We start from the raw sequence: 26,137 nt of genomic DNA on the forward strand, positions 1-26,137 counted from the left end.
TCTACGCCTTCTCGGAAGTTTTACTTGCAATGTTCTTGTTTTGATCTCATAAGGAACAAGAGGCGAACAAAGCAAGTGATTGCCGCAACCCCACGGGTATGACACATAGAAGGGGATTAGGGATTATGGCGGATCTGTTGACCATGAAAAACAAAGAAAGCGGTGACAAGCAAAAGGCGCTGGACAGCGCGCTTGCCCAGATTGAGCGGCAGTTCGGCAAGGGCTCGATCATGAAGCTGGGCGACGGCAAGGCGATCCAGGAGATCGAAGCCAGTTCGACCGGGTCTCTGGGGCTGGATATCGCGCTTGGGATCGGCGGCCTGCCGATGGGCCGGATTGTTGAGATTTACGGCCCGGAAAGCTCCGGTAAAACGACACTGACGCTGCATTGCGTGGCCGAACAGCAGAAAAAGGGCGGCGTCTGCGCCTTTGTCGATGCGGAACACGCGCTGGATCCGCAATACGCGGCCAAGCTGGGCGTCGATCTGGACGAGCTGCTGATTTCGCAGCCTGACACCGGCGAACAGGCGCTGGAGATCACTGATACGCTGGTGCGGTCTGGTGCGGTCAACATGGTGATCGTGGATTCGGTGGCGGCACTGACACCCAAATCCGAACTTGAAGGCGACATGGGTGATTCCAGTGTTGGCGTGCAGGCCCGTCTGATGAGCCAGGCCATGCGCAAGCTGACCGGGTCCATCAGCCGCTCCAAATGCATGGTGATCTTCATCAACCAGATCCGCATGAAGATTGGCGTGATGTTCGGCTCGCCCGAAACGACAACTGGCGGTAACGCGCTGAAATTCTACTCTTCGGTCCGCCTTGATATCCGCCGCATCGGCTCGATCAAGGATCGGGATGAGGTTGTCGGCAACGCAACCCGCGTCAAGGTCGTCAAGAACAAGGTGGCGCCGCCCTTCAAACAGGTGGAATTCGACATCATGTATGGCGAAGGCATCTCCAAGATGGGTGAATTGCTCGATCTGGGTGTGGCCGCCGGTGTGGTCAACAAATCCGGCGCATGGTTCTCTTACGGAGATGAGCGGATCGGGCAGGGCCGTGAAAACGCGAAACAGTTCCTGCGGGAACATGCGGAAATCGCCTATGATATCGAAGACAAGATCCGGGCGGCGCATGGGCTCGACTTTGACCGCCCCGACGGCGGCGGGGACGATGACATTCTGGAGGCCTGAGGCCGGCCGGATGTGATCCGATCCAATATGAAATGGGGCGCAACGCGGGTTGCGCCCTTTTTCGTTTCGGGGGGCAGTGGACAGGGCTGCGCTCTGGGGCTAAACCTGCCTGAAACCCTGACAAAGCCCGAAAAGGGATCCCGCATATGGCGACGCTGAACGACATCCGCTCCACCTTCCTGAACTACTTTGCCAAGCAAGGCCACGAAATCGTGGAATCCGGTCCGCTTGTGCCCCGCAACGATCCCACCCTGATGTTCACCAACTCGGGCATGGTCCAGTTCAAGAACCTTTTTACCGGGGTCGAGCATCGTGATTACAAACGTGCCACCACCGCGCAGAAATGTGTGCGGGCGGGCGGCAAGCACAACGACCTCGACAACGTTGGCTATACCGCGCGCCACCACACGTTCTTTGAAATGCTGGGCAACTTCTCCTTTGGGGACTACTTCAAGAAAGAGGCGATCCCCTTTGCCTGGGAGCTGATCACCAAGGAATTCGGCATCGACAAGAGCCGTCTGCTGACCACCGTCTATCATACCGACGACGAAGCCTTTGAAATCTGGAAAAAGGTCGGCGTGCCCGAGGACCGGATCATCCGCATCGATACCTCGGACAACTTCTGGCAAATGGGGCCGACGGGGCCCTGTGGTCCGTGTACTGAAATCTTCTACGATCACGGTGATCACATCTGGGGCGGCCCTCCGGGCAGCGCTGATGAAGATGGCGACCGTTTCATCGAGATCTGGAACGTCGTTTTCATGCAGAACGAACAGTTCGAAGACGGCTCGATGAAGGCGCTGGACATGCAGTCCATCGACACCGGCATGGGGCTTGAGCGTATCGGTGCACTGCTACAGGGTAGCCACGACAACTATGACACCGACCTGTTCAAGGCGCTGATCGAAGCCTCGGCCGATGTCACAAACGTTGATCCTTATGGCGATCAAAACGTGCACCACCGGGTGATCGCGGACCATCTGCGCTCTACCTCTTTCCTGATTGCTGACGGCGTGATGCCTTCCAATGATGGGCGCGGCTATGTGCTGCGCCGCATCATGCGCCGCGCCATGCGCCACGCGCACCTGCTGGGCGCCAAGGATCCGGTGATGCACCAGCTGGTTCCGGCCCTGGTACAGCAGATGGGCGCCGCCTATCCGGAACTTGGTCGCGCACAGGCGCTGATCCAAGAAACGCTGCACCTGGAGGAAAACCGTTTCAAACAGACGCTGGATCGCGGTCTGAAGCTGCTGGACGACGAACTGTTCGGACTGGACGAGGGCGCACCCCTGCCCGGTGAGGCTGCGTTCAAGCTTTATGATACATACGGCTTCCCGCTGGACCTGACGCAGGACGCCCTGCGCGAAAAGGGGCGTGAAGTCGACACCGACGGCTTTGATACCGCCATGGCGGCGCAAAAGGCCAAGGCGCGTGCCGCATGGTCAGGCTCGGGCGAAAGTGCCGACAGCACCCTGTGGTTCGATATTGCCGATGAACATGGCGCCACCGATTTCCTCGGCTATGAAACCGAAAGTGCCGAAGGCCAGATCCAGGCCATCGTCAAGGATGGCGAGATCGTGCGTGAGGCGGGTAAGGGCGATAGCGTTCAGCTTATCCTGAACCAGACGCCGTTCTATGCCGAATCCGGTGGTCAGGTCGGAGACAGCGGTGAAATCCGTCTCGAAGGTGGTGCCCTGCGCGTCACGGACACCAAGAAAGCTGCCGATGTCATTATCCACTTCTGCGAAGTGACCGATGGGATCGTGACGGTCAATGCACCCGCGCAGCTGGTGGTGGATCACACCCGCCGCAGCGCCATTCGTGCCAATCACTCCGCCACGCACCTGCTGCACGAGGCCCTGCGGGAGGCGCTTGGCGATCACGTGGCACAGCGCGGCTCGCTCAACGCTGAGGATCGTCTGCGCTTTGACTTCAGCCACGGGAAGGCGCTGAGCGCCGAGGAGCTGGCCCAAGTATCAAAGGACGTGAACACCTATATTCGCCAGAACACTCCGGTGGAGACCCGGATCATGACGCCGGATGATGCTCGTGCCCTGGGCGCGCAGGCGCTGTTTGGTGAGAAATACGGCGACGAGGTTCGTGTCGTCTCCATGGGGCGCGCAGCAACCGGCAAGGGTCACGACAAACAGACCTATTCCATCGAACTCTGTGGCGGGACACATGTGAAGCAGACCGGTGATATTGGTTCCTTCGTCATCCTTGGTGACAGCGCATCCTCGGCTGGCGTGCGGCGCATCGAGGCGCTGACCGGCGCTGCAGCCTCTGAATATCTGGAGGCCGAGGCGGGCCGGATGGCGGATGTGGCAGCGATGCTCAAGGCACAGCCTTCCGATGTCATCGACCGCATCAAGGCGCTGATGGACGAGCGCAAGGCGCTGCAGAACGAGGTATCGCAGCTGAAACAGCAAGTCGCTATGGGTGGCGGTGCGTCCGGTGGCGTCGAGACCAAAGAGATCGGCGGCAAGACCTTCCTCGGTCAGGCGCTGGAAGGCGTCTCGGGTAAGGATCTGCGCGGGCTCATTGATGCGCATAAGCAGAAACTCGGTTCTGGTGTGATCCTGCTGATCGCCAACGATGACGGTAAGGTCGCAGTCGCGGCCGGGGTTACCGATGATCTGACTGGTCAGGTGTCCGCGGTAGATGTGCTGAAGGCTGCTGTGCCTGCTGTTGGCGGTAAGGGCGGCGGTGGCCGTCCCGATATGGCGCAGGGCGGCGGTAAGGATTTTGCCGGAGCCGAAGCGGCCATCGCAGCTGCAGAACAACTTTTGGAGGGATAATCATGGGCGCACTCTGGATTGCTCACGTCACGGTCACCGATGCGGAGGCCTATGGCAAATACGCTGAGCTGGCCGGCCCGGCGATTGCGAAACACGGCGGCAGCTTCATTGCCCGCGGCGGTAAGTTCGTACAGCTGGAAGGCAAGGAACGCCCGCGGAACGTGGTGGCGAAATTCCCAAGCGTCGAGGCCGCCGTCGACTGCTACAACAGCCCCGAATACCAGGAGGCGCTGAGCCACGCGCGCGACGCCTCTGAGCGTGAACTGATGGTGGTGGAAACCTCTGAATAACTGCGGTTTTCCGCGACCTGCCCAAAAAGGGCAGGGTGAGACAAAAAAGGAGCGCAGGCCTTCCTGCGCTCCTTTTCTTTTGCCGGAATGCCACCAGTGATCAATAGGGATCGCGGGGCCGTCTATCGTCCGTCAGGCTCGAGGTGTGGCAGGTCACCAGAAGCTCGATCGCATCGGCCAGGTGCTCTTCCTGAATGTTGTAATCTCCGCGGGCGACGCGGATCTTGTGGGCTTCGATCATTACATCCGCATGGGTGCAGCCGGTGGGCGGTTCAAACCTGTAGCAAGCCAGCTCAATCATCAGCCCCAGCGGATCCTTGAAATAGATCGAATCCATAAAGCCGCGGTCCTTCGCGCCGGAGTGGCCGATGCCGCGGTCCTTCAGCCGTTTTTCAACTTGCGAGAACATGGCCCTGCTGACGTTGAACGCGATATGATGCACACAGCCGGGTTCCGTTGGGGTGCGGCGGCGGTCGGGCGTGCGGGTTTCATTGGTGAAGACGGTAATCAGCCGCCCGTCACCGGGGTCGAAATAGAGGTGGCCTTCGTCCGGATTGTCCAGATTGGGCTGATCAAAGACGAAGGGCATGCCCAAGAGGCCTTCCCAGAAATCGATCGATGTCTGCCTGTCGGCGCCAGTCAGCGTGATGTGATGGACGCCCTGTACCTGAATTTTCTGCATTCGGGTCCTCCTGTAATTTTGGCGGACCCTATCATGAATGTGGCATAGAAAAAGGCCGCCCCGGGGGGCGGCCTCGTAAATGTGATCAGCCGTTAGACTTGGCCATCCGCTTGCGTTCATGCGGATCCAGGTAGCGCTTGCGCAGGCGTACGTTGTTTGGCGTGACTTCGACCAGCTCGTCGTCATTGATATAGGCAATTGCCTCTTCCAGCGACAGCGTCATCGGGGTGGTAAGGCGCACTGCCTCATCCGTGCCAGAGGCGCGCACGTTGGTCAGTTTCTTGCCTTTCAGTGGGTTCACTTCCAGATCGTTGTCACGGGAGTGTTCGCCGATGATCATGCCAGTATAGACGTCGGCCTGGGCGCCGATCATCATCTTGCCGCGCTCTTCGAGGTTCCACAGGGCGTAGGCAACGGACTGGCCGTTCTCCATGGAGATCAGCACACCTGCACGACGGCCGGGAATGGGGCCTTTGTGCGGTGTCCAGCCGTGGAATACGCGGTTCAGAACACCGGTGCCGCGGGTGTCGGTCAGGAATTCACCGTGATAGCCGATCAGACCACGCGAAGGCACATGAGCGATAATCCGTGTCTTGCCAGCGCCTGCGGGCTTCATCTCGACGAGCTCACCCTTGCGGGCGCCGGTCAGTTTTTCGATCACCGCGCCGGAGTATTCGTCATCAACGTCGATGGTAGCCTCTTCGACGGGCTCCATCTTGACGCCGTTCTCTTCGCGCATGATCACCTGCGGGCGGGAGATCGACAGTTCGAACCCTTCGCGGCGCATGTTTTCGATCAGAACGCCCATCTGCAGTTCGCCGCGGCCCGACACTTCGAAAGCCTCGCCGCCGGGCGTGTCGGCGATCTTGATCGCGACGTTGGATTCGGCCTCTTTCATCAGGCGGTCACGGATTACGCGCGATTGCACCTTCTTACCATCGCGACCCGCCAGCGGGCTGTCGTTGATGCCGAAGGTCACTGTGATGGTGGGCGGGTCGATGGGCTGGGCATCCAGGGGTTCGTCCACGGCCAGGGCGCAGATTGTATCGGCCACGGTCGCCTTGGCCATGCCGGCGATGGAGACAATGTCGCCCGCCTGGGCTTCTTCGATGTCCTGTTGAGCCAGACCGCGGAAGGCCTGGATACGGGTCACGCGGAACTGTTCGATCTTCTGGCCCATGCGGGTCAGCGCCTGAACGGTAGCCCCAACTTTCAGAGTGCCGGATTCGACACGGCCTGTCAGAAGGCGGCCCACAAAGGGGTCGCTGCCCAGCGTGGTGGCCAGCATGCGGAAATCTTCATCCTGACGCTTGATCTGTGCAGGCTCGGGCACGTGGTTGACGATCAGGTTGAACAGCGCGTGCAGATCCTTGCGGGGACCGTCCAGCTCTGCATCGGCCCAGCCATTGCGGCCCGAGGCGTACATATGCGGGAAGTCGAGCTGGTCCTCATTCGCGTCAAGCGAGGCGAAGAGATCGAAACATTCGTCCAGTGCGCGGTCCGGCTCGGCGTCGGGCTTGTCGACCTTGTTCAGCACCACGATGGGACGCAGGCCAAGCGCAAGCGCCTTGGAGGTCACGAACTTGGTTTGGGGCATCGGGCCCTCGGCGGCATCGACCAGAAGGACAACGCCGTCCACCATGGACAGGATCCGCTCTACCTCACCGCCAAAGTCGGCGTGACCGGGGGTGTCCACGATGTTGATCCGTGTGCCTTTCCATTCGACCGAAGTCGGTTTGGCAAAAATGGTAATGCCCCGCTCGCGCTCCAGATCGTTGCTGTCCATGGCGCGTTCCGCCACAGCCTGGTTTTCGCGAAAGGCGCCGGATTGTTTCAGCAGCTCGTCGACCAGGGTGGTTTTCCCGTGGTCCACGTGTGCAATGATCGCAATGTTGCGCAGGTCCATGACGTCAGCCTTTGTAAGGAAGTTGCGCCGCGCATAGCCCGATACCGGCCCGAAGGCCAGAGAAAATCCGCAAACCCGGCGCAAAGGCCGCTGCGACGCAGCGATTTGGGCGCCAGGGCGCCTGTGTCAGTGGCCAGAAGAACCTGAAAACAGATGAATGACAAGGATTCCCGCCAAGATCATCGCCATGCCAAGCAAGGCCGGAAGGTCCAGTTTCTGGCCAAAGACCACAAGACCGATCACCGCGATCAACACGATGCCGAGCCCGGACCAGATGGCATAGACGATCCCCACCGGCATCACCTTTAGGGTCAGGCCCAGCATGTAGAAGGAAAACCCGTAGGCGACCAGAACGATCAGGGAGGGCACCAGGCGGCTGAACTGCTGGCTGGCCTGCAGGGCGGTGGTGCCAATGGTTTCGGCGGCAACGGCGACGATCAGGTAGATGTAATGAACGGGCATCGCGGCCTCCGAAGTTTCCGGGAGAGATGTGTTGTCTTCCGGGTATCGCAAGCCGCTGCGTCGGAACAGCCCCGAAAACCGTGCCGCGCGATAATTCCGCATCCTGGCCTTGCTAAATCTATCTGAAGGGCTGCGGGAAGAGCCCGTTTCTATGGCGCGCGCGATTGTGGAGGATCGTTAAAACAGCTTTCAATTTTCTAACCAAATGGCAACGAGTTTCGGATAGAGAGAAGTCCGGAAGGAAATCTGATGAAGCATTTTCTGGCCGGCATGGCGGCTTGTATCGTTGTTGCATTGTCGCCGTTGCTGGTTCTGGCTTCGAACAAAGAGCTGAGCCCGGGCACGCCAATCCTTGTGGTGTCGGCGCCATGGGGGCCGGATGCACCCGACGTGATCGCCGGGTCCGGTTTGCAGGAGATTTCCCCCGAACGTGCGCCGTTTGGTGCGCTAACAGTGCTTGAGGATCTGGCGGACGCCAGACGGTTAAAAGAGAACGGCGCTTGGTTTGTGGTCGATGGAACGGTGATCGCCCAGATCTGCGCAGAGTGAGTAAAGGGGCTGCTCGAGTATGGGCAAGGTTACACAAGGCGATGGGCTGGATATGTCCACCGTCACAAACTCATCTGACAAACAGTTTCAGCGTCTGGCCACTCTGGTCCTGCTGCCTGCTCCGGCCCTGGTGGCCTATTTCGTTGATGGCGCGGTGCCGTGGTGGCTGATGGCCAGCTTGAGCGGTGCGTTGGGCCTGTTGACTTGGCTGTCAAAAGGATTCTCCGACAGCTTTCGCGATTATGTCATCGCCTTCTGCTATATCGGTCACAGCATCCTGTTCACGACCTCCTTTACCGGCCATGCTTGGCAGATCGACAGTCATATGCTGTTCTTCGCCTCGCTCGCCGTGGTGTCGACCCTCTACAGTCCCGGCGCAGTAATCTTTGCCACCGTGCTTGTGGCGGTTCATCACCTTGCCTTCAGCCTGATGCTGCCCTCCCTGGTGTTCCCGGGCGGCTCGGTCCTTGCCAGCATCGAACGCACGGTGATGCACGCCGTGATCCTACTGCTGGAGGCCGGTATTCTGCTGATGAGCATCTACCAGCGTCAGGCGGCCCGTAGGGCGCTCGAAGAGCAGCAACAGGCGCTGCAGGAAGAGGCAGCCAAGGCCGAGGAGGCAGAAGAGGAAGCCCTGCGTAGCAAGCGGGATTCAGAAAACGTTGTGATGATTTTCGACGAGAGCCTGAAAACTATGGCGGCGGGAAACCTCAGCGGTCGTATCACCGGTGATTTCCCGCATGAGTACGAATCCATGCGCGACGCCTTCAATGAACTGGCGGAAAGCCTGAACTCGGGCATTGGCACCGCAATGACGATCTCTGGCGATTTCCGCAACGATGCGCATTCCGTTTCTGAGGCGGTGCAAAGCCTGTCGGCCCGGACGGAATCGCAGGCGGCAACCCTGACCGAAACCACGGCAGCCCTTCAGGAGCTGAGCGAGTCAGTGAAGAAAAGCGCGGCTGATTCCGGCAAGGCCGCCGAGAATGCACGCACGGCCTATCGCGGTGCGGTGGAAAACGGCGATCTGATGTCCGCAGCCGTGGATGCCATGGGAAACATCGAACAGTCCTCCAACGAGATTTCGACGATCATCAACGTGATCGAGGATATTTCCTTCCAGACCAACCTTTTGGCGTTGAATGCGGGCGTCGAGGCCGCCCGCGCCGGAGAAAGTGGCCGAGGCTTCGCTGTTGTGGCGGCCGAAGTCCGGGCACTGGCGCAGCGCACCGCCGACGCTGCAAACGAGGTCAAGTCGCTGATTGGAACCAGCGCCAAGCAGGTCAAGGAAGGATCAGAACTGGTCAACAAGGCTGGCGACGCCCTTCAGGATATCGTCGCGCGGGTTTCCGAAACCAATAAGCTGATCGAGGCAATCTCCGGCACATCAACCGATCAGGCTTCGGCCCTGTCCGAAATGGCATCGGCGCTTAGCACGCTGGATGGGGCGACCCAAACCAATGCCGCCATGGTTGAGGAAATGACCGCCATGAGCATGAGCATGGACAGCAAGGCGCGTGAGCTGGCCGGAACGCTGTCGCGTTTTGAGCTTGATGATCAGCAGTCAGGTATGGGTGGAGCAGGGGGGCTGCGTCTGGTGAGCTGACGCAACCCTGCCCAGCAATCTGGGTAGTCCGTCCATCGCATTGGTGGGCGGAATTTAGTGAATGAATTGAAACGGGGGCGGTGGTGATCACTGTCCCCGTTTCCGTTTGGTCTGATTATGTCTGTGGGGCGCGTCCGGAGGGGAGGTGTTTAGACCCGGCCGGCTGCTTCAAACCAGGGCAATAACTGAGCGCGCACATGTGTCCAGACCTCTGGCGCCCCCCTGGCCACTTTTACCCCGACGCGCTCTTCCAGCTGGCTGAGGCTGACATCGTATTCCACCCAGCTGCCGCCACCGTTCAATAGGTTCAGAAAGATCGGCTGAACCCGGTCGATGGATTTGGCGTAAATGGCATCCGGACTCTCAGCGGCTTCAAACTCGGTCCAGAGCCCGTGAAAGGCGCTGCCTTGCGGATGCGGCAGAAGGTGGAACAGGCGCTCAGCGGCGGCGGCTTCCTTGGCCTCAAGCGCGGCCAGCGCCGCAGGGTCCTGGGTGCCGTGTATTGGAGTGTCCCCGGCGTCGATTTCCACAAGATCATGCAGCAACAGCATCTGCACGATGCGGCCCACATCCACGTCGTGGGCACTGTGCTCGGCCAGGATCCAGCCATAGAGCATGATATGCCAGCTGTGTTCGGCAGAGTTTTCCCGGCGCGATCCATCTCCGAGTTTGGAGGCGCGCAGAACCAGTTTCAGCGCGTCGGCCTGGTTGAGGAATTCCAGCCTCTGGGTCAGTGTCGCGCAACTCGCTACGCTGCCCTGACCCAAAAGGTTCATTGCGTGATGGTAGGCCTTGGGGAATTGCGTCTCCAGCGCCGCGGCGCGTCCGGTGGACAGGTTTTCCCGGACCACATCAAAATGGAACTCCGGCGCATCCGCGCAGTACAGGGTCTGAAAGATCGGCTGACAATGGTCCAGATGCTTGGCGAACCGTGCATCAAGACTTTCGCCTGTCTCAAATTCGCGCCAAAGGTCGAACAACTCTGCGCCCTGATCCTCTGGCAGCAAGCCAAACAGTCGCTGGGCCGCTGCCAGTTCAGAAACCGCCACGGCCTCCCAGTCGACGTCATCGGTGATCGGATGATCGCCCGCGTCGATTTCCACCAGATCATGCAGCAACAGCATCCGGATGACCCGGTCGATGTTCACATCCGGGTCGGCCAACGGGGCGAGCGCCAACGCATAAAGTGCGAGGTGCCAGCTGTGTTCGGCCGAGTTTTCCGCGCGCGACCCGTCAAGAATGAGGTTTTGCCGTTCGATCCGGCGCAGTTTTTCTGCTTCGAGGAGAAAGTCGAACTGTCGTTGGAGGCGCATCGTCACGACGCGCCGTCCGTCTTGTTCAGCTGCGCTTCAGCTTCGGCCTGCAGGGCTGCGATTTTCTGGTTCAGGAAATCGCGGGCTTTGCGTTCGGCAAGGCGCACGCGGATCTCGGTCAGAAATGCCTCTTCCAGAGATTGGGACGCCGCGCCCAGAACCTGTCCGACTTCAACATAAAGCCGATCCTGGCCGATGGCGTCCTGTATTTTCAGCGTATCGATGGCCAGCTTTTGGGCCAGCGTCTCGATCGTGCTCATCAGCGCGTGTTCTCTGTCAGGCGGCGTTTGACGTAGTCGTTCACGTTGGTCATCAGCGTGTCCATGTGCTGATCCTGGAAGAAGTGATCTGCGCCTTCGACCTCGGTATGTGTAATGGTGATACCTTTCTGCTCGTGCAGCTTGTTCACCAGGTTCACCGTGTCTGCGGGCGGCGCCACGCGGTCGGCGGTGCCGTTGATGATCAGACCCGAGGACGGGCAGGGCGCCAGGAAGGAGAAGTCATACATATTGGCAGGCGGGGCTACCGATATGAAGCCAGTGATCTCCGGGCGGCGCATCAGCAACTGCATGCCGATCCAGGCCCCGAAGGAGAAGCCGGCAACCCAGCAATGCTTGGAGTTGTTGTTCATCGACTGCAGGTAATCCAGCGCCGATGCCGCATCGGACAACTCACCGACGCCTTGGTCGTATTCACCCTGCGACCGGCCAACACCCCGGAAATTGAAGCGCAGCACGGTGAAGCCCATGTTGTAGAAGGCATAGTGCAGGTTATAGACAACCTTGTTGTTCATCGTGCCGCCAAACTGAGGGTGCGGATGCAGGATGATCGCGATCGGTGCGTCTTTTTCTTTTTGGGGGTGATAGCGGCCTTCCAGGCGGCCTTCGGGTCCGGGGAAAATGACCTCAGGCATGGGCAGTACGTTCCTACTCTTGGTATTTCCTTGAATGCCGGACCGGGAAACTTGACGAATTCGGTAAGGCACCTTAGAACTGTTCTAATTGCTGCGGGGGTCTTGGACCTGCGCTGTCAAGATCAGATATGCGTTGATGCGGTTAAGGTCAATGTTTTCGGCATTTACGCGGCTGTTTGGAGTGTCTGGACGATGAAACTATCCACCAAGGGGCGCTATGCCATGGTTGCCCTTGCTGATATTGCCCTGCAACCGGAAGGCACCCTTGTCGTGCTTGGCGATATCTCCAAACGTCAGGATATTTCGCTGCCCTATCTGGAGCAGCTGTTTGTGAAACTCCGCCGGGCGGATCTAGTGGCTTCGGTGCGTGGGCCGGGCGGCGGCTATCGTCTGGCGAAACCGGCGTCGGAAATCCGGGTGGTGGATGTGCTGTCGGCCGTCGATGAAACCGTTGATGCGATGCACAAGGGGGCAGGTGCCTCCGGCGCGGCCTCAGGATCGCGGGCGCAGTCGCTGACCAACCGTCTGTGGCAAAGTCTTAGCGCGCAGGTCTATGTGTTCCTGCACCAGACGCGCCTGTCGGATGTCATCGAAAACGAGCTGGCGCCGTGCCCGGCGGTTCCGAACCTTTTTGCGGTGGTCGACGCCGAGGCCGATTGACCCCAGTTCCCGCTAGAGGCAGGGACGGTCCAAGTGCCCTCTGATTGGAAAACATGAGTCTATGAAACGCGTTTATCTGGATCACAATGCCACCACGCCCGTGCGGGCAGAGGCGCGCGATGCGATGATTGCGGCGATGGACCTGTGCGGCAACCCGTCGTCAGTGCATGCCGAAGGGCGCGCGGCGAAATCCCTGATCGAACGCAGCCGCGCGCAGATCGCGGAGGCCTTTGGCGCAGACGGGGCCGATATTGTCTTTACCTCCAGCGCCACCGAGAGCGCGGCGCTGGCTTTGTCTGGGCGGGGTCTGCACGGCGCCCCGGTTGAACACGATGCTGTAAGGGCCTGGACTAACGAGGATCTTTCGGTGTCCCAGCATGGTATCGTCGAGGTGCCCGACCCCGCTGGCTCGACGTTGCAGTTGGCCAATTCGGAAACCGGCGTGGTGCAGAACCTGCCGCAGGGGCTTGCGGTGACGGATGCCACTCAGGCCTTTGGCAAGCTGCCGGTGGCCTTTAACTGGCTCGGCGCCGAGATGGCGCTGATTTCGGCGCATAAGCTGGGCGGCCCCAAGGGCTGCGGCGCGCTGGTGCTCAAACGCGGCACCGATCTGGCGGCGCAGATCAAGGGCGGCGGACAGGAAATGGGCCGCCGCTCGGGCACCGAGAACGTGATTGGGATCGCCGGTTTTGCGGCTGCTGCCACGGCGGCGGCCCGGGATCTGGCCGATGGGCGCTGGGATCGCGTCGCCGAACTTAGAAATATTCTAGAAAATGCCCTTGCGGTCGACGCCTCGGAAACTATTTTTGTCGGGAAAGAGTCGCCCCGCCTGCCCAACACCACTTGTTTCGCCACCCCGGGCTGGAAAGGCGAAACGCAGGTCATGCAGATGGACCTTGCCGGCTTCGCCATTAGCGCGGGCAGCGCCTGTTCCAGCGGCAAGGTCCGGGCAAGCGCGGTTCTGACTGCGATGGGATACGATGAGACAACCGCCCAGGGCGCCGTTCGGGTTTCGCTCGGGCTGGAGACAACAGAAGAAGATGTGCTGCGCTTTGCCGAAGCGTGGCTGAAGAAACAAAAGAAACATCGCGCCCGCGCGGCGTGAGTGCAGGAGATGATCATGGCCGCTTTGGACCAGACGCAAGTCAAGGAAGGTGTAGACCAGGAAACCGTGGATGCGGTGGCCGAGGTCAGCACGTATAAATACGGCTGGGAGACCGATATCGAGATGGAATACGCCCCCAAGGGCGTGAACCCCGATATCGTGCGCCTGATCTCTGAAAAGAACGAAGAACCGGAATGGATGACCGAATGGCGTCTGTCCGCCTTTGAACGCTGGAAGCAGATGGATGAGCCGGACTGGGCGATGGTCAGCTACCCGGAAATCGATTTCCAGGATCAATATTACTACGCCCGTCCGAAATCGATGGAAGTGAAGCCGAAGTCACTGGATGAGGTTGATCCCAAGCTGCTCGCCACTTACGAAAAACTGGGTATCCCCCTGAAAGAACAGATGATTCTTGCAGGCGTCGAAGGTGCTGAGGATGCGCCTGCCGAAGGCCGCAAGGTCGCTGTGGACGCGGTGTTCGACTCCGTTTCCGTCGGCACCACCTTCCAGAAGGAGCTTGAAGAAGCCGGTGTCATCTTCTGCTCGATCTCCGAAGCGATCAAGAACCACCCAGAGTTGGTGAAGAAATACCTCGGCTCGGTCGTGCCGGTGTCCGACAACTTCTACGCCACGCTGAACTCGGCCGTGTTTTCGGATGGCTCCTTTGTTTACGTGCCGCCGGGCGTGCGCTGCCCGATGGAGCTCTCCACCTATTTCCGCATCAACGCGGAAAACACCGGCCAGTTCGAGCGGACTCTGATCATCGCGGACAAGGGCTCTTACGTTTCTTACCTAGAAGGCTGCACCGCGCCGCAGCGTGACGTGGCCCAACTGCACGCAGCCGTGGTCGAGATCATCATCGAAGAAGACGCCGAGGTGAAATATTCCACCGTTCAGAACTGGTACCCCGGTGACGAAAACGGCAAGGGCGGCATCTACAACTTTGTCACCAAACGCGCTGATTGCCGCGGTGACCGAGCCAAGGTGATGTGGACCCAGGTGGAAACCGGCTCTGCCGTGACCTGGAAATACCCGTCCTGCATCCTGCGCGGCGACGACAGCCAAGGCGAGTTCTACTCGATCGCTATCGCCAACAACATGCAGCAGGCCGATACCGGCACCAAGATGGTGCACCTGGGTAAGCGCACAAAATCGCGCATCGTGTCCAAGGGGATTTCGGCAGGCAAGGCGCAGAACACCTATCGCGGTCTGGTATCGATGCACCCCAAGGCCAAGGAAAGCCGCAACTACACCCAGTGTGACAGCTTGCTGATCGGCGACAAATGCGGCGCCCACACGGTTCCCTACATCGAGGTAAAGAACAACTCCTCGCGGGTGGAGCATGAGGCGACCACATCCAAGGTGGACGATGAACAGCTGTTCTACTGCCGTCAGCGTGGCATGGACGAAGAAGAGGCGGTTGCCCTGGTGGTGAATGGTTTCTGCAAGGACGTGTTGCAGGCCCTGCCGATGGAATTCGCCATGGAAGCACAGCAGCTGGTTGCGATCAGCCTTGAAGGTTCGGTGGGCTGATACTGATGCGGCGGACGCCTGATCAAAACCTTTCCAGACCGGCTCGGGGCGCGTGGGATCACCACCGCCTCCATCGTCAGGGAACCGGCAGCGCGGCAGTGCTGCTGGCCGGGTTTTGCACTGGCGCTGTTGTGGGTGGCTGGATCACGGATGGGCTTGGCGTTTATGCAGTGGGTGCGGTTGGAGCTCTGGCGTTTTGGTGCGTCGGCTTCTGGATCTCTCGGCGCCGTCAACGCGGCAGGGATGGTCTGAAATGACTGCTGTGCCTTTGCATAACCGGCCTTTGCGGCTGTTCTGGTGGAAAGGTACGCCGAACTTCGGTGATGCCCTGTCGCGCATCGTGACGGCGCATGTCTCAGGGCGTGCGGTGCAGCACAGCCGCCCGGCGCAGGCGGATCTGTTTGCGGTGGGGTCGATCCTGCAGATCGTGCGCCGGAATTTTTCGGATAAATCCACACCGAAAGACAACGCACCGTGGATCTGGGGGAGCGGTGTTTTGCACCATATTCCCAATGGGTTCCTTGAAAATGTTCAGGTGGCCCTGCTGCGCGGTCCGGTAACTGCGGCCTTGCTCGGCTTGCAGACCAACCGGTTCGGGGATCCGGGGCTATTGATCGCGGATGCGCTTGGCGACAAGCCGACGCGGGGCGACCGTATCGGATTGGTACCGCATCACAGCCAGATCGACGATCCGATGGTCCGGGCCGTTGCGGCCTCCGATCCCGCTTTCGATCTGATCGATCCCCGCAGGGAGCCCGAGGTGGTGTGCCAACAGATCGGCGCCTGCCGCCATGTCTTTGCGTCGTCGCTGCATGGGCTGATCACGGCGGACTCCTATGGCGTGCCCTCCACATGGGTTTGGCCCGGTGATCAGGGATATCTGAAATACCACGACTACGCTGCCTCGATCGGGCGGGCGATGATTGCGCCAGAGGCATGGGAAGATATTCCCGGCCTTGCGCGCGGCCTGCACCACGACGACGGGCCGCTGCCCCATGCCGATGGCATCGCTGCGGCTCAGGCCGCGCTTTATGACACATTTCCCGCCGCGTTGCGGAGTCAGCAGGCTCTGGCGGTGGATCCGACAAAGAAAACGAATACAGGCGCGGCCACGGCCGTGCACTCAGGATAAGAAACGAGGAAATCATGCTGGAAATCAAAAACCTGCAAGTCAAACTTGAAGAAGAGGATAAGCAGATCCTCAAAGGTGTGGACCTGACGGTCGAAGCCGGCAAGGTACACGCGATCATGGGACCGAACGGGTCGGGTAAATCGACCCTGTCCTATGTTCTGTCCGGCAAGGACGGCTATGAGGTAACGGGCGGCACGGCGACGCTGGAAGGTGAAGATCTGCTGGATCTGGAGCCGGAAGAGCGCGCGGCAGCTGGCCTGTTCCTGGCGTTCCAGTATCCGGTCGAAATCCCCGGCGTCGGCAACATGACCTTCCTGCGCACCGCAGTGAACGCGCAGCGCAAGGCCCGCGGCGAGGACGAACTCTCCGCTGCTGATTTCCTGAAAGAAGTCCGTGCCAAGGCGAAGGATCTGAAGATCGACGCCGACATGCTGAAACGTCCGGTCAACGTCGGTTTCTCCGGCGGTGAGAAGAAGCGCAACGAGATCCTGCAGATGGCGATGCTGGGTCCCAAGATGTGTATTCTCGATGAAACCGACTCCGGTCTCGATGTCGATGCGATGAAGCTGGTGGCTGATGGCGTCAACGCGCTGCGTGACGAAGGCCGTGGCTTCCTGGTGATTACCCACTACCAGCGCCTGCTGGATCACATCAAACCGGACGTGGTGCACATCATGGCCAATGGCCGTATCATCAAAACCGGCGGCCCCGAGCTGGCGCTTGAGGTGGAAAACAACGGTTATGCCGACATCCTGGCAGAGGTGGCGTAAATGGCGCTTCCCGAGGTAAAACAAACAGCTACGGATGCGCGGCTCGCCGCGCTGACGCTGCCCGAGGGTGGCTGCCTGGAACCGGCACGCCGCGCTGCGCTATCCCGCGTGCAAACGCTGGGTCTGCCCGGTCGCCGCGATGAGTACTGGAAATACACCCGGCCTGAGACGCTGACCTCGGCCGAGGTCACGCCTGCCGCCGTCTTTGACGCGGGCGAGCCGCCGATGTTCGATGAATTCGACAGCCTGAAGGTGGTCTTTGTCGATGGCGTCTTTGACGCCGAGGCCTCGGATGATCTGGCGCTCGAAGGCGTTCAGATCGACCGGATCGCCGATATCTGTGGAAAAGATATCCATTGGGCTAAGGACTTGTACGGTGTTCTTGAGGCACGCGGCCAATCCCCGGTTGCTCGTCCGCTTGCGGCGCTGAATACGGCCTTTGCGGAGGATGGTCTGGCGATCCACGTGACCGGCACCCCTTCCAAGCCGATCAACATGGTCTATCGCCACACCGAGACCGGTTCGGATGCGATCCTGCACCATGTCATTCTTGTGGATGCCGGCGCCGAAGCCACGATCCTGGAAAACGGTCCGGCGGCGGCACGGTTCAACAAATGCATGGAGATCGACATTGCCGACACCGGCAAGCTGCATCTGGTGCGTTCGCAGGGTCGCGATCACGAACGGCGGGCGGCCACGCATCTGTTTGCGCGGCTTGGCACGGAATCGCAGTTCAAGGCCTTTACCCTGACCGTGAACGGCGTGCTGACCCGCAATGAGGCGGTGATCGAGCTGACCGGTGACGATGCCATTGCGCATATCGCGGGCGCCTGCGCAGGTGATGGCGACTTCCACCACGATGACACCGTGTTCATCACCCATGACGCGGTGAATTGCGAAAGTCGTCAGGTCTTCAAGAAGGTTCTGCGCAACGGGGCAACCGGTGTGTTCCAGGGCAAGATCCTGGTCAAGGAAGGTGCGCAGAAAACCGATGGCTACCAGATCAGCCAATCGCTGCTGCTGGATGACGACAGCCAGTTCCTCGCCAAGCCCGAGCTGGAGATTTACGCCGACGACGTGGCCTGCTCGCACGGCTCCACGTCTGGCGCGATTGACGAGGATGCGCTGTTCTATCTGCGTTCGCGTGGGGTGCCGGAAGGTGATGCGACCGACCTGTTGACGCTTGCGTTCCTGGCCGAGGCCGTCGACGAAATCGAGGACGATACGATCGCCGAGGCAATCGTCGCGCGTCTCGAAGGCTGGTTGTCGCGGCGCCGCTGATGGCTGTGACAACTGACATTGTCGCCACATACCGGGGGCCGCGCCGTGTAATTGCGCGGCTCCTGTCTATGGGCCACCGCGAAGACCGGTTGCTGGCCTTTGTGATGTTTGGCTGCGCCATGGCATTCGTGGCGCAGATGCCCCGGCTTGCGCGTGAGGCGCATCTGACGGGGCAAGAGTTGAACATGCTGCTGGGCGGCGCACTTCTGGGACTTGTCTTCATGGCGCCACTGGCGCTTTATGCCATGTCTTTTGTGCTGCATCTTCTGGCGCGTGTGCTGGGCGGGCAGGGTGAGGCTTATCGCTCTCGTCTGGTCCTGTTCTGGACGCTTCTGGCCTCCAGCCCATTTTTGCTGCTGAACGGATTGGTTGCCGGGTTCATCGGGCCTGGTCCGGCGCTCAACAGTGTTGGCATTTTGTGGCTGGCGGTTGTGCTGTGGTTCTGGCTGTCCGGTATGATCGAAGCCTATTGGACCCGCACATGACCCCGTTCTTGAACCTTGCACTGCTGACCCTGCGCAGCCCGGCCAAAGCGGCCGAGATCGTTCTTGCCCAGCAGTGGCGGGGCGAGGCGGTCTGGACCGGTCTCTTGCTGGTGGCCGTACTGAATGCGCTGACCCATGCGCTGATGCTGTGGTTGTTTCCGGTGGCGCAGGAACTGGCGTTTCTGAACCTCTCTCCGACAGCGCTGGTGGGGCTTTCTGCCGGACTTCTCGTGGTCTTTTCCGTGGCGGTGACCTTTTGCGGTCGGCTGATCGGTGGGCAGGGTGGCTTTGCCCAAGTTCTTCCGGTGATGGTCTGGCTGCAACTTGTCCGTGTTGGCATTCAGGCCGTGGTGATCGTGATGACGCTGCTCTCGGCCGGTATCGGCGCCTTGCTGAGCCTGCTGGTTAACGTGTTTTTGATTTACGTGCTCCTGCATTTCGTGAACGAGGCGCATAGGTTCAATTCCCTGTGGCGCGCCTTTGGCGTGCTGGTGATGGCGAGCCTTATGGCCCTCTTTACTCTGACATTCGTTTTGGGTCTTCTTGGCCCAGCCAAACTGGGACTGCCCGCTTATGTATGACGTCAACACGATCCGATCCGATTTCCCGATCCTGTCCCGGCAGGTGAACGGCAAGCCGTTGACCTATCTGGACAACGGCGCCTCGGCGCAGAAACCGCAGGTGGTGATTGATGCGATCACACGGGCGTATTCGGAAGAATACGCCAATGTTCACAGAGGCTTACACTTCCTGTCTAACCTGGCAACCGAAAAGTATGAATCCGTGCGGGGTGTCATTTCCCGGTTCCTGAACGCAGGTGATGAGAACACAATCGTGCTGAACTCTGGCACCACCGAGGGGATCAACCTCGTGGCATACAGCTGGGCGATGCCGCGGTTTGAACCGGGGGATGAGATCGTTCTGTCGGTGATGGAGCATCACGCCAATATCGTGCCCTGGCATTTCCTGCGCGAACGGCAAGGCGCCGTTCTGAAATGGGTGGATACCGCGCCCGATGGCAGCCTTGATCCGCAGGCGGTGATCGATGCCATCGGTCCGAAAACCAAACTGGTTGCCATCACCCAATGTTCGAACGTGTTGGGCACCGTAGTGGATGTAAAGGCGGTGACCGAAGGCGCCCACGCCAAGGGCGTTCCGGTTTTGGTGGACGGGTCGCAAGGCGCCGTGCACATGCCAGTCGATGTGCAGGATATCGGCTGCGATTTCTATGCCATCACCGGACACAAGCTTTATGGTCCGTCGGGGTCTGGGGCGATCTATATCCGCCCCGAACGGATGGCGGAAATGCGTCCCTTCATCGGCGGGGGCGACATGATCCGCGAAGTCACGCGCGATACGGTCACCTACAACGATCCGCCGATGAAGTTCGAAGCCGGCACGCCGGGTATCGTGCAGACCATCGGGTTGGGTGTTGCGCTGGAATACATGATGGGTATCGGCATGGAGAACATCGCCGCCCATGAACGCGATCTGTGCAATTACGCCTCCGAACGCCTGAACGGCCTCAACTGGATCAGTGTTCAGGGGCAAGCACCGGGCAAAGCGGCGATCTTTAGCCTGACCATGAACAACGCTGCGCATCCCCATGATATTTCGACCATTCTCGACAAGAAGGGCGTCGCTGTCCGTGCCGGGCAGCATTGCGCGGCGCCGCTGATGGATCACCTTGGTGTGGCGGCGACCTGCCGTGCCTCCTTTGGGATGTATAACACAAGGGAAGAGGTCGACACGCTGGTCGATGCGCTGGAACTGGCGCACGAATTGTTCTCTTAAAAATTGCATTCCCGGGCCTGAAGGAAGGTCCGGGAATGTTAGCCACCCTATGCCGTCGCGCCGCCCAGCAGATCCATGCGGGGCATCAGATCTAGCAAATGACGCGAATACTCATGCGCGGGGGCTTCGAACAAAGTTTCTGCCTCCGCGATTTCGCAGATCTGGCCGTTCCGCATCACCGCAATCCTGTCGCACATCTGGCGGATCACCGGCAGGTCATGGCTGATGAAAATCATCGTCAGGCCGAGTTCCTCTTGCAAGTCTTTGAGAAGGTTCAGGATTGTTGCCTGCACCGAGACGTCCAGCGCTGAGGTCGGCTCATCACAGATCAGGATCCGTGGTCGTGAGGCCAGCGCCCGGGCGATTGATATACGCTGCCGCTGACCGCCGGAAAACTCATGCGGATAGCGCAGCCCGGCGGCGGCGCCCAGTCCGACATGATCCAGAAGATCGCCAACGACCCTGCGGGTTTCCTTTTCATTGTCGGTCATCCGGTGATAACGGATCGGCTCGGCCACGATATCGAACACCCGCATCCGCGCATTGAGCGAGGAATAGGGGTCCTGGAATATCATTTGCAGCGCCCGGCGGGCCTGCTGCGCCGGGGCGCTGTTGGGGCGCGAGCTGACATCTTGGCCCAGCACCCGGATGGAACCGGAATCCGGGCGATAAAGCCCCGCGATCAGCCGCGCAATGGTGGACTTGCCTGAGCCGGATTCCCCAACGATGCCAAAGGTTTCCCCTTCGGCGACCGAGAATGTCGCCTCATTCACGGCCCTCAGCATGCGCCGGTTCCGTTTGAACAGCGATTTTTGCAGCACGAACGACAGGTTGAGGTTTTGCACCTCCACGGCGGCGCTTTCCTGACGGTCACTGCGGGCCTGTCCCAGCCAGTGGTTCTGAATGTCGATCCGGCTAAAGGGTTTGGTGTCGCCCTCGATGTAATCGACCGAGGTGAACCGCTCCAGCTTGCGGTCGGCGCGCGGAACGGCGGCGATCAGGGATCGGGTGTATTCGTGATTGGGGGCGCCAAGGATCTGCGCGACATCACCGGTCTCCACCACTTCGCCGCGGTACATCACTACGACCCGATCGGCGATATTGGCAATGACACCAATGTCATGGGTTACGATGATGACGCCCAGATTGCGCTCCCGGCAAAGCCGTTTCAGCAGATCAAGGATCTGAGCCTGGATCGAGACATCAAGCGCGGTTGTCGGCTCATCCGCGATGATCAGATCGGGATCGCCGGCAAGGGCAAGGGCAATGACCACCCGCTGACGCATGCCGCCCGAAAACTGGTGCGGATAGGCGCGCAGCCGTGCCTTGGCCTCGGTGATGCCGACTTGTTCCAGCAGTTCCACCGCACGGGCTTCGGCCTTGGCATCCTTCAATCCCGTGGTTTTTTCAATCGTTTCAACCAGCTGCGCGCCGATGGTCATTAGGGGATTGAGCGAGGTTTGCGGATCCTGGAAGATCATCCCGATCCGGTCGCCCCGGATCCGGCGCATCACGTCCTCGTCGCGCCCACGCAGCTCTTCGCCCTGAAACAGGATCGAGCCGCCCGCAACGCGCCCCGGCGCCTCCAAGAGATCAATGATCGCGTTGCCAATGGTGGATTTACCGGCGCCGGATTCCCCGACCAGACCGACAACTTCCCCCGGCTTCACGGTCAGGGACACATTGCGCGCTGCCTTGACCGTGCCGCGACGGGTGGGGAACTCGACATCGAGCCCTTCGATTTTCAAAAGTTCAGTCATCTCAGTTTCGGATTGAGGGCATCACGCATCCAGTCGCCAAGCAGGTTCACTGCAAAAACCAGAACGACCAGTGCGATTGCGGGAAAGAAGGTGATCCACCACAGACCAGAGAAGAGGTATTCGTTGCCAACCCGGATCAGGGTGCCAAGAGACGGCGTGGTGGGCGGGATGCCCTGACCAAGGAAGGACAGGGTCGCCTCGGAGATGATGGCAAGGGCAAGACCGATGGTCGCGATCACCAGAACCGGGCGCAGGGTGTTAGGAAAGATGTGGCGGATCATGATCAGCCAGCGGGGCAAGCCGATGATGCGCGCCGCCTGAACGTATTCCTTGTTCGCCTCGACCAATGTGGCGCCGCGGGCGACGCGAGCGAATTGCGGCCAGTCGGTCAGGCCAATGGCGATAATCACCACGTAGATGGCGAATTCGTCCCGAAGCTCCAGTGGCAGTACGGCACGGCCGATGCCGTTGATCAGGATCGCCAGCAGAATGCCCGGGATGGTCAGCTGCACATCGGCGATGCGCATGATCACCGCATCGGTGACGCCGCCGACATAGCCGGAAATCACCCCCAGCGTGACGCCCAACACCATGCCAAGGCAAACGGCAGCCAGCCCCACGATGATCGACAGGCGCCCACCGTAAAGGATCGTCGACAGCATGTCGCGGCCTTGGTTGTCGGTGCCCAGCAGGTATTGCGGTTGCCCGCCTTCGGCCCAGGCGGGGGGCAGCTTACCATCCCAGAGCGAGATTTGCGCCGGATCAAAGGGATCAAATGGCGCGAGAACAGGGGCAAAAACGCAGGCCAAGATCATCAGAACAGTGATCACGGCGGCAATCACCGCCCCCGGTGAATGGAAAAAGGACCAGACGATGTCATTGTCCTTGAAACGCTCCCAGCGGGTGGCCGGGCGATCGGTTGGAAGGCTCATCAGGACCCCAGACGGATACGTGGATCGACGACGAAATATAGAATGTCGACGATCAGATTAATCAGGACGAACAGCAGCGCCACGAAGACAAGGTAGGCGGCCATGATCGGCACATCGACGAAATCGACAGCCTGGATGAACATCAAGCCGGTGCCGGGCCATTGAAACACGGTTTCGGTGATCACCGAAAATGCGATCAGTCCGCCGATATTTAGGCCGATGATGGTGATCACCGGAACCAGCGTGTTGCGCAGCGCGTGACGAAAGTTCACCGCCCGTTCAGACAGGCCACGGGCACGGGCGAACTTGATGAAGTCGGTGCGCATGACCTCCATCATCTCGGCCCGCACCAGACGCAGGATCAGCGTCAGCTGAAACAACGACAGGGTAATCGCGGGCAGGACGATGGCGCGCCAGCCATCGCTGGTCAGCAGTGATGTCTTCCAGCAGCCAAGGTCCACTGTACCGCTGCGCCCCGAGGACGGCAGCCAGCGCAGATGCACGGCAAAGACATAGATCAGCGCGATGCCAATAATGAAGGTTGGCAGGCTGACCCCGATCAGCGATGTCGACAGGATGACCCGGCTGACCCAGGATTTGCGCCGGATACCGGTATAGACACCCAGTGTAATTCCAACCGCCAAGGCTATGATTGCACTAACAAAAACCAGCTCTAGCGTCGCGGGTAACCGCTCCAGGATCAACTCATCCACGGGGCGCTTGATCCGGTAGCTGAGCCCGAAATCGCCGCTAAGGATATTCCCCATGAAGCGGGTGTACTGCGTCAGGATGGGGTCATCGAGCCCCAGTTGCTGACGGATTTCGATCCGCTGTTCGCGCGTGGCATCCTGTCCGACCATATTGTTGACCGGATCGCCGACGAAGTTGAACAGGGAAAAACTGATGGCCGAGACGACAGCCATGACAAGCAAGGACTGCGCCAGCCGTTTGAGGATAAAGAATGTCATTGAGCCCCCGGAGCATAGGGGCGGACGCCAGGCCCGCCCCGTGACTCAATTTACTTCATGACCGCGAAACGAGGGCGGAAGGCATCATCCGCTGCGATCGCGATATCGACCTTGTCCGAGATGCCCCATGCCAGAACCTGGTGGTGGATCGGCACATAGGGAATGTCAGCCTTCACCAGATCCCAGGCCTCATCAATCAGCGCGGTGCGCTTGTCGATGTCGATCTCGGTGGTGATTGCGTCAGTGATCTCGTTCACGCGAGCGTTGTCATAGCCGGTTGCGTTCCAGGACCCTTCGCCATCCAGCAGGTAGGAGAAGACATAGTGGCTGTCGAGCGTCGGAACACCCCAGCCCAGCATGTAGAAATCCGATTCACGCTTCTGGATCTTGGGAAAGTGCTGCGCCTTCGGAATCGCGTCGAGGTTCACCTTCACGCCAATCTTGGCCAGCATCGCCACGGCCGCCTGACAGATCTTCTCGTCGTTGTTGTAGCGGTTGTTCGGGCAGTCCAGCTGGATCGAGAAGCCATCGGGATAGCCAGCCTCGGTTAGCAGAGATTTCGCTTTTTCCGGATCAAAGCCGTAGGAAGCGTCGTTGTCCGGCGTATTGCCCAGAACGCCCGGCGGGGTGATCATACCGGTCGGGAAGGACAGGCCTTCCATGACGACGCGCTGGATCGCGGCCTTATCGATGGCCAGGTTAAAGGCTTCGCGTACCCGCTTGTCCTTGAACGGATTTCCATCCACATCCGAGCTGCGCAGCTTGTCGACACCCTGATCCATGCCGAAGAAGATCGAGCGGATCTGGGCCACGGTTTTGACGCCGAGCCCATCGGCGGCCTCGATACGCTTGAGATCCTGCAAGGGCGGATCCAGCACGAAGTCGACCTCACCCGACAGCAGCGCAGCCACGCGAGTCGCCGCATTGGAAATCGGCCGATATTCGATCTTGTCGATATTGCCGGGGAACATGTCATTGCCCCACCAGGCGGCGTTGCGCTCCAGCACAGTCAACTCATCCGGGGCGCGGCTGACCAGCGAAAACGGGCCGGTGCCATTGGCATTGCGCACCGCATAGGTCTCTTCCTTGGCCTTGAAATCCTGCGGGGCGGTGACGTTGTTCGCCTCTGACCAGCCCTTGTCCATCATGTAGATCGAGGTCAACTGGTTCGGCAGGATCGGGTTCGGGCCATCGGTCATCAGTTTGACGGTGTAATCGTCGATCACCTCGACCGAGGTTACGTTTTTGGCCTGCTCTTTGTAGTCGGAGGCTTCGTGGTTGGCGCGCTCGAAGGAAAACACCACGTCTTCGGCGGTGAAATCCGCGCCATCATGGAACTTCACTCCCTTGCGCAGCTTGAAGGTCCAGCCGTCGGACCCGGCTTCCCAGCTTTCGGCGAGTTCAGGTTGCAGGGTAAGGTCTGCATCGCGGGTAACGAGCGATTCATAGATCTGCCCGTTCATCGCGATTGTGGGGCCTTCGTTTTGCGAATGGGGGTCCATGGTCAGAGCGTCGCCCTGGCTTGTCCAACGCAGGACATTCTCGGCCAGCGCGGGGCTTGCCGCCGTCATCGCCAGAAGCGAGACGGTAAATAGTCTTGTGAATTTCATTTTGATCTCCCTGTTGCATTACCGAACTCCCGACCTGTCCCGGCGGTGAGCTCAAACTGTCATAGGTAGCGGTATTCTCCTTTTGGAATGCATTTCGGATCATGTTGGCGGCTAATGCTTCACCGATCAAGCCTGTTGCGTGTTTTGGGTCCAACGTGGCTAGGTTGAGGCGGGAGTGTCCAAATATTGATCAGTTTATTATTGAATGAATACAGTTGTATGCTGTCCATACTTAAGTTGAGGTTGTAAGGTTTTGAGGCGCAGCATGCGTACGTGGTCGACGCCCGGAAACAGGGAGGTGTGTCCCGCGGCAGTGGCCGCAGAAATGGCTGCTCACCCTCTCCTGAGGTGGAGAAAAGGGGGCAGTAACCCGGGGGATTCGACTGGGGATC

Annotated in this window: 24 protein-coding genes; 14 read left to right on the top strand and 10 right to left on the bottom strand. The window is 59.8% G+C overall.

The window, feature by feature from the left end:
- The first annotated feature begins 125 nt into the window (after positions 1-125).
- From recA to AC5SSZ_RS06585, 3 genes are all read left to right on the top strand, one after another.
- Entirely contained in the window at positions 126-1,193 is a 1,068-nt protein-coding gene (gene recA / locus AC5SSZ_RS06575) for a recombinase RecA (protein ID WP_065270335.1), read from the top strand.
- Between the two features lie 146 nt (positions 1,194-1,339).
- Positions 1,340-3,991: an alanine--tRNA ligase gene (gene alaS / locus AC5SSZ_RS06580; protein WP_495437666.1), complete on the top strand. Its 2,652-nt coding sequence runs from the start codon at positions 1,340-1,342 to the stop codon at positions 3,989-3,991.
- A gap of 2 nt (positions 3,992-3,993) precedes the next feature.
- Entirely contained in the window at positions 3,994-4,281 is a 288-nt protein-coding gene (locus tag AC5SSZ_RS06585) for a DUF1330 domain-containing protein (protein WP_065270333.1), read from the top strand.
- 100 nt (positions 4,282-4,381) lie between these two features.
- Here the strand turns inward: AC5SSZ_RS06585 and AC5SSZ_RS06590 are convergent, their stop codons facing one another.
- From AC5SSZ_RS06590 to AC5SSZ_RS06600, 3 genes are all read right to left on the bottom strand, one after another.
- Entirely contained in the window at positions 4,382-4,963 is a 582-nt protein-coding gene (locus AC5SSZ_RS06590; protein WP_065270332.1) for a VOC family protein, read from the bottom strand.
- A gap of 85 nt (positions 4,964-5,048) precedes the next feature.
- The gene (gene typA, locus AC5SSZ_RS06595; protein WP_065270331.1) at positions 5,049-6,869 is read right to left on the bottom strand and encodes a translational GTPase TypA; all 1,821 of its coding nucleotides are present in this window, start codon (positions 6,867-6,869) and stop codon (positions 5,049-5,051) included.
- A gap of 126 nt (positions 6,870-6,995) precedes the next feature.
- Entirely contained in the window at positions 6,996-7,331 is a 336-nt protein-coding gene (locus tag AC5SSZ_RS06600) for a DMT family transporter (RefSeq protein WP_495437667.1), read from the bottom strand.
- 249 nt (positions 7,332-7,580) lie between these two features.
- Here AC5SSZ_RS06600 and AC5SSZ_RS06605 point away from each other — a divergent pair, with 249 nt between their 5' ends.
- Positions 7,581-7,880 carry a hypothetical protein gene (locus AC5SSZ_RS06605; RefSeq protein WP_495437668.1) on the top strand — a complete coding sequence of 100 codons (300 nt, stop codon included), beginning with the start codon at positions 7,581-7,583 and terminating at the stop codon, positions 7,878-7,880.
- Between the two features lie 19 nt (positions 7,881-7,899).
- Positions 7,900-9,486, top strand: coding sequence for a methyl-accepting chemotaxis protein (locus tag AC5SSZ_RS06610; protein ID WP_065270329.1), 1,587 nt, complete (start codon positions 7,900-7,902; stop codon positions 9,484-9,486).
- Between the two features lie 149 nt (positions 9,487-9,635).
- On the opposite strand, the gene AC5SSZ_RS06615 is transcribed toward AC5SSZ_RS06610, so the two are convergent.
- Genes AC5SSZ_RS06615 through AC5SSZ_RS06625 form a run of 3 tightly spaced genes read right to left on the bottom strand, consistent with a single transcriptional unit; the run spans position 9,636 to position 11,712 of the window.
- Positions 9,636-10,805, bottom strand: a complete 1,170-nt coding sequence (locus AC5SSZ_RS06615; RefSeq protein ID WP_274834182.1) for an HD domain-containing protein — start codon at positions 10,803-10,805, stop codon at positions 9,636-9,638.
- Positions 10,802-11,059 (bottom strand): hypothetical protein, encoded by a 258-nt coding sequence (locus tag AC5SSZ_RS06620; RefSeq protein WP_274829296.1) that lies wholly within the window; start codon positions 11,057-11,059, stop codon positions 10,802-10,804. The genes AC5SSZ_RS06615 and AC5SSZ_RS06620 overlap by 4 nt, the downstream gene beginning before the upstream one ends.
- Entirely contained in the window at positions 11,059-11,712 is a 654-nt protein-coding gene (locus tag AC5SSZ_RS06625; protein ID WP_065270326.1) for an alpha/beta hydrolase, read from the bottom strand. The genes AC5SSZ_RS06620 and AC5SSZ_RS06625 overlap by 1 nt, the downstream gene beginning before the upstream one ends.
- A gap of 192 nt (positions 11,713-11,904) precedes the next feature.
- Between AC5SSZ_RS06625 and iscR the strand changes: the two genes are divergently transcribed.
- The 9 genes from iscR (at position 11,905) to AC5SSZ_RS06670 (ending at position 20,475) form a co-directional block, all read left to right on the top strand.
- Positions 11,905-12,372, top strand: a complete 468-nt coding sequence (iscR, locus tag AC5SSZ_RS06630) for a Fe-S cluster assembly transcriptional regulator IscR (RefSeq protein WP_065270325.1) — start codon at positions 11,905-11,907, stop codon at positions 12,370-12,372.
- Positions 12,373-12,433: 61 nt separating this feature from the next.
- Complete coding sequence (locus tag AC5SSZ_RS06635) at positions 12,434-13,477, top strand: cysteine desulfurase family protein (RefSeq protein ID WP_495437669.1); 1,044 nt, start codon at positions 12,434-12,436, stop codon at positions 13,475-13,477.
- A 15-nt stretch (positions 13,478-13,492) separates the two neighbouring features.
- Entirely contained in the window at positions 13,493-15,013 is a 1,521-nt protein-coding gene (gene sufB / locus AC5SSZ_RS06640) for a Fe-S cluster assembly protein SufB (protein ID WP_065273461.1), read from the top strand.
- A 253-nt stretch (positions 15,014-15,266) separates the two neighbouring features.
- Positions 15,267-16,145, top strand: coding sequence for a polysaccharide pyruvyl transferase family protein (locus AC5SSZ_RS06645; RefSeq protein ID WP_495437670.1), 879 nt, complete (start codon positions 15,267-15,269; stop codon positions 16,143-16,145).
- A gap of 14 nt (positions 16,146-16,159) precedes the next feature.
- Positions 16,160-16,915 carry a Fe-S cluster assembly ATPase SufC gene (gene sufC / locus AC5SSZ_RS06650; protein WP_065270321.1) on the top strand — a complete coding sequence of 252 codons (756 nt, stop codon included), beginning with the start codon at positions 16,160-16,162 and terminating at the stop codon, positions 16,913-16,915.
- The gene (locus AC5SSZ_RS06655) at positions 16,916-18,196 is read left to right on the top strand and encodes a SufB/SufD family protein (protein ID WP_495437671.1); all 1,281 of its coding nucleotides are present in this window, start codon (positions 16,916-16,918) and stop codon (positions 18,194-18,196) included.
- Entirely contained in the window at positions 18,196-18,681 is a 486-nt protein-coding gene (locus AC5SSZ_RS06660) for a YIP1 family protein (RefSeq protein WP_495437672.1), read from the top strand. The genes AC5SSZ_RS06655 and AC5SSZ_RS06660 overlap by 1 nt, the downstream gene beginning before the upstream one ends.
- Positions 18,678-19,262: a YIP1 family protein gene (locus tag AC5SSZ_RS06665; protein ID WP_495437673.1), complete on the top strand. Its 585-nt coding sequence runs from the start codon at positions 18,678-18,680 to the stop codon at positions 19,260-19,262. Before AC5SSZ_RS06660 ends, AC5SSZ_RS06665 begins: the two co-directional genes overlap by 4 nt.
- Entirely contained in the window at positions 19,255-20,475 is a 1,221-nt protein-coding gene (locus AC5SSZ_RS06670; RefSeq protein WP_065270317.1) for a cysteine desulfurase, read from the top strand. The genes AC5SSZ_RS06665 and AC5SSZ_RS06670 overlap by 8 nt, the downstream gene beginning before the upstream one ends.
- A gap of 47 nt (positions 20,476-20,522) precedes the next feature.
- Here AC5SSZ_RS06670 and AC5SSZ_RS06675 read toward each other — a convergent pair whose 3' ends face one another.
- From AC5SSZ_RS06675 to AC5SSZ_RS06690, 4 genes are read right to left on the bottom strand one after another with little or no spacing between them, the layout of a single operon-like run.
- The gene (locus AC5SSZ_RS06675; protein ID WP_495437674.1) at positions 20,523-22,235 is read right to left on the bottom strand and encodes a dipeptide ABC transporter ATP-binding protein; all 1,713 of its coding nucleotides are present in this window, start codon (positions 22,233-22,235) and stop codon (positions 20,523-20,525) included.
- A complete protein-coding gene (locus tag AC5SSZ_RS06680; protein WP_065270315.1) occupies positions 22,232-23,167 on the bottom strand; it encodes an ABC transporter permease in 936 nt (311 codons plus the stop codon). The genes AC5SSZ_RS06675 and AC5SSZ_RS06680 overlap by 4 nt, the downstream gene beginning before the upstream one ends.
- Positions 23,167-24,135, bottom strand: coding sequence for an ABC transporter permease (locus AC5SSZ_RS06685; RefSeq protein ID WP_495437675.1), 969 nt, complete (start codon positions 24,133-24,135; stop codon positions 23,167-23,169). The genes AC5SSZ_RS06680 and AC5SSZ_RS06685 overlap by 1 nt, the downstream gene beginning before the upstream one ends.
- Positions 24,136-24,185: 50 nt before the next feature.
- Positions 24,186-25,745, bottom strand: a complete 1,560-nt coding sequence (locus AC5SSZ_RS06690; RefSeq protein ID WP_274829305.1) for an ABC transporter substrate-binding protein — start codon at positions 25,743-25,745, stop codon at positions 24,186-24,188.
- Between the last annotated feature and the right edge of the window lie 392 nt (positions 25,746-26,137).

This window comes from Phaeobacter sp. CC-HEC084 (assembly GCF_059429255.1).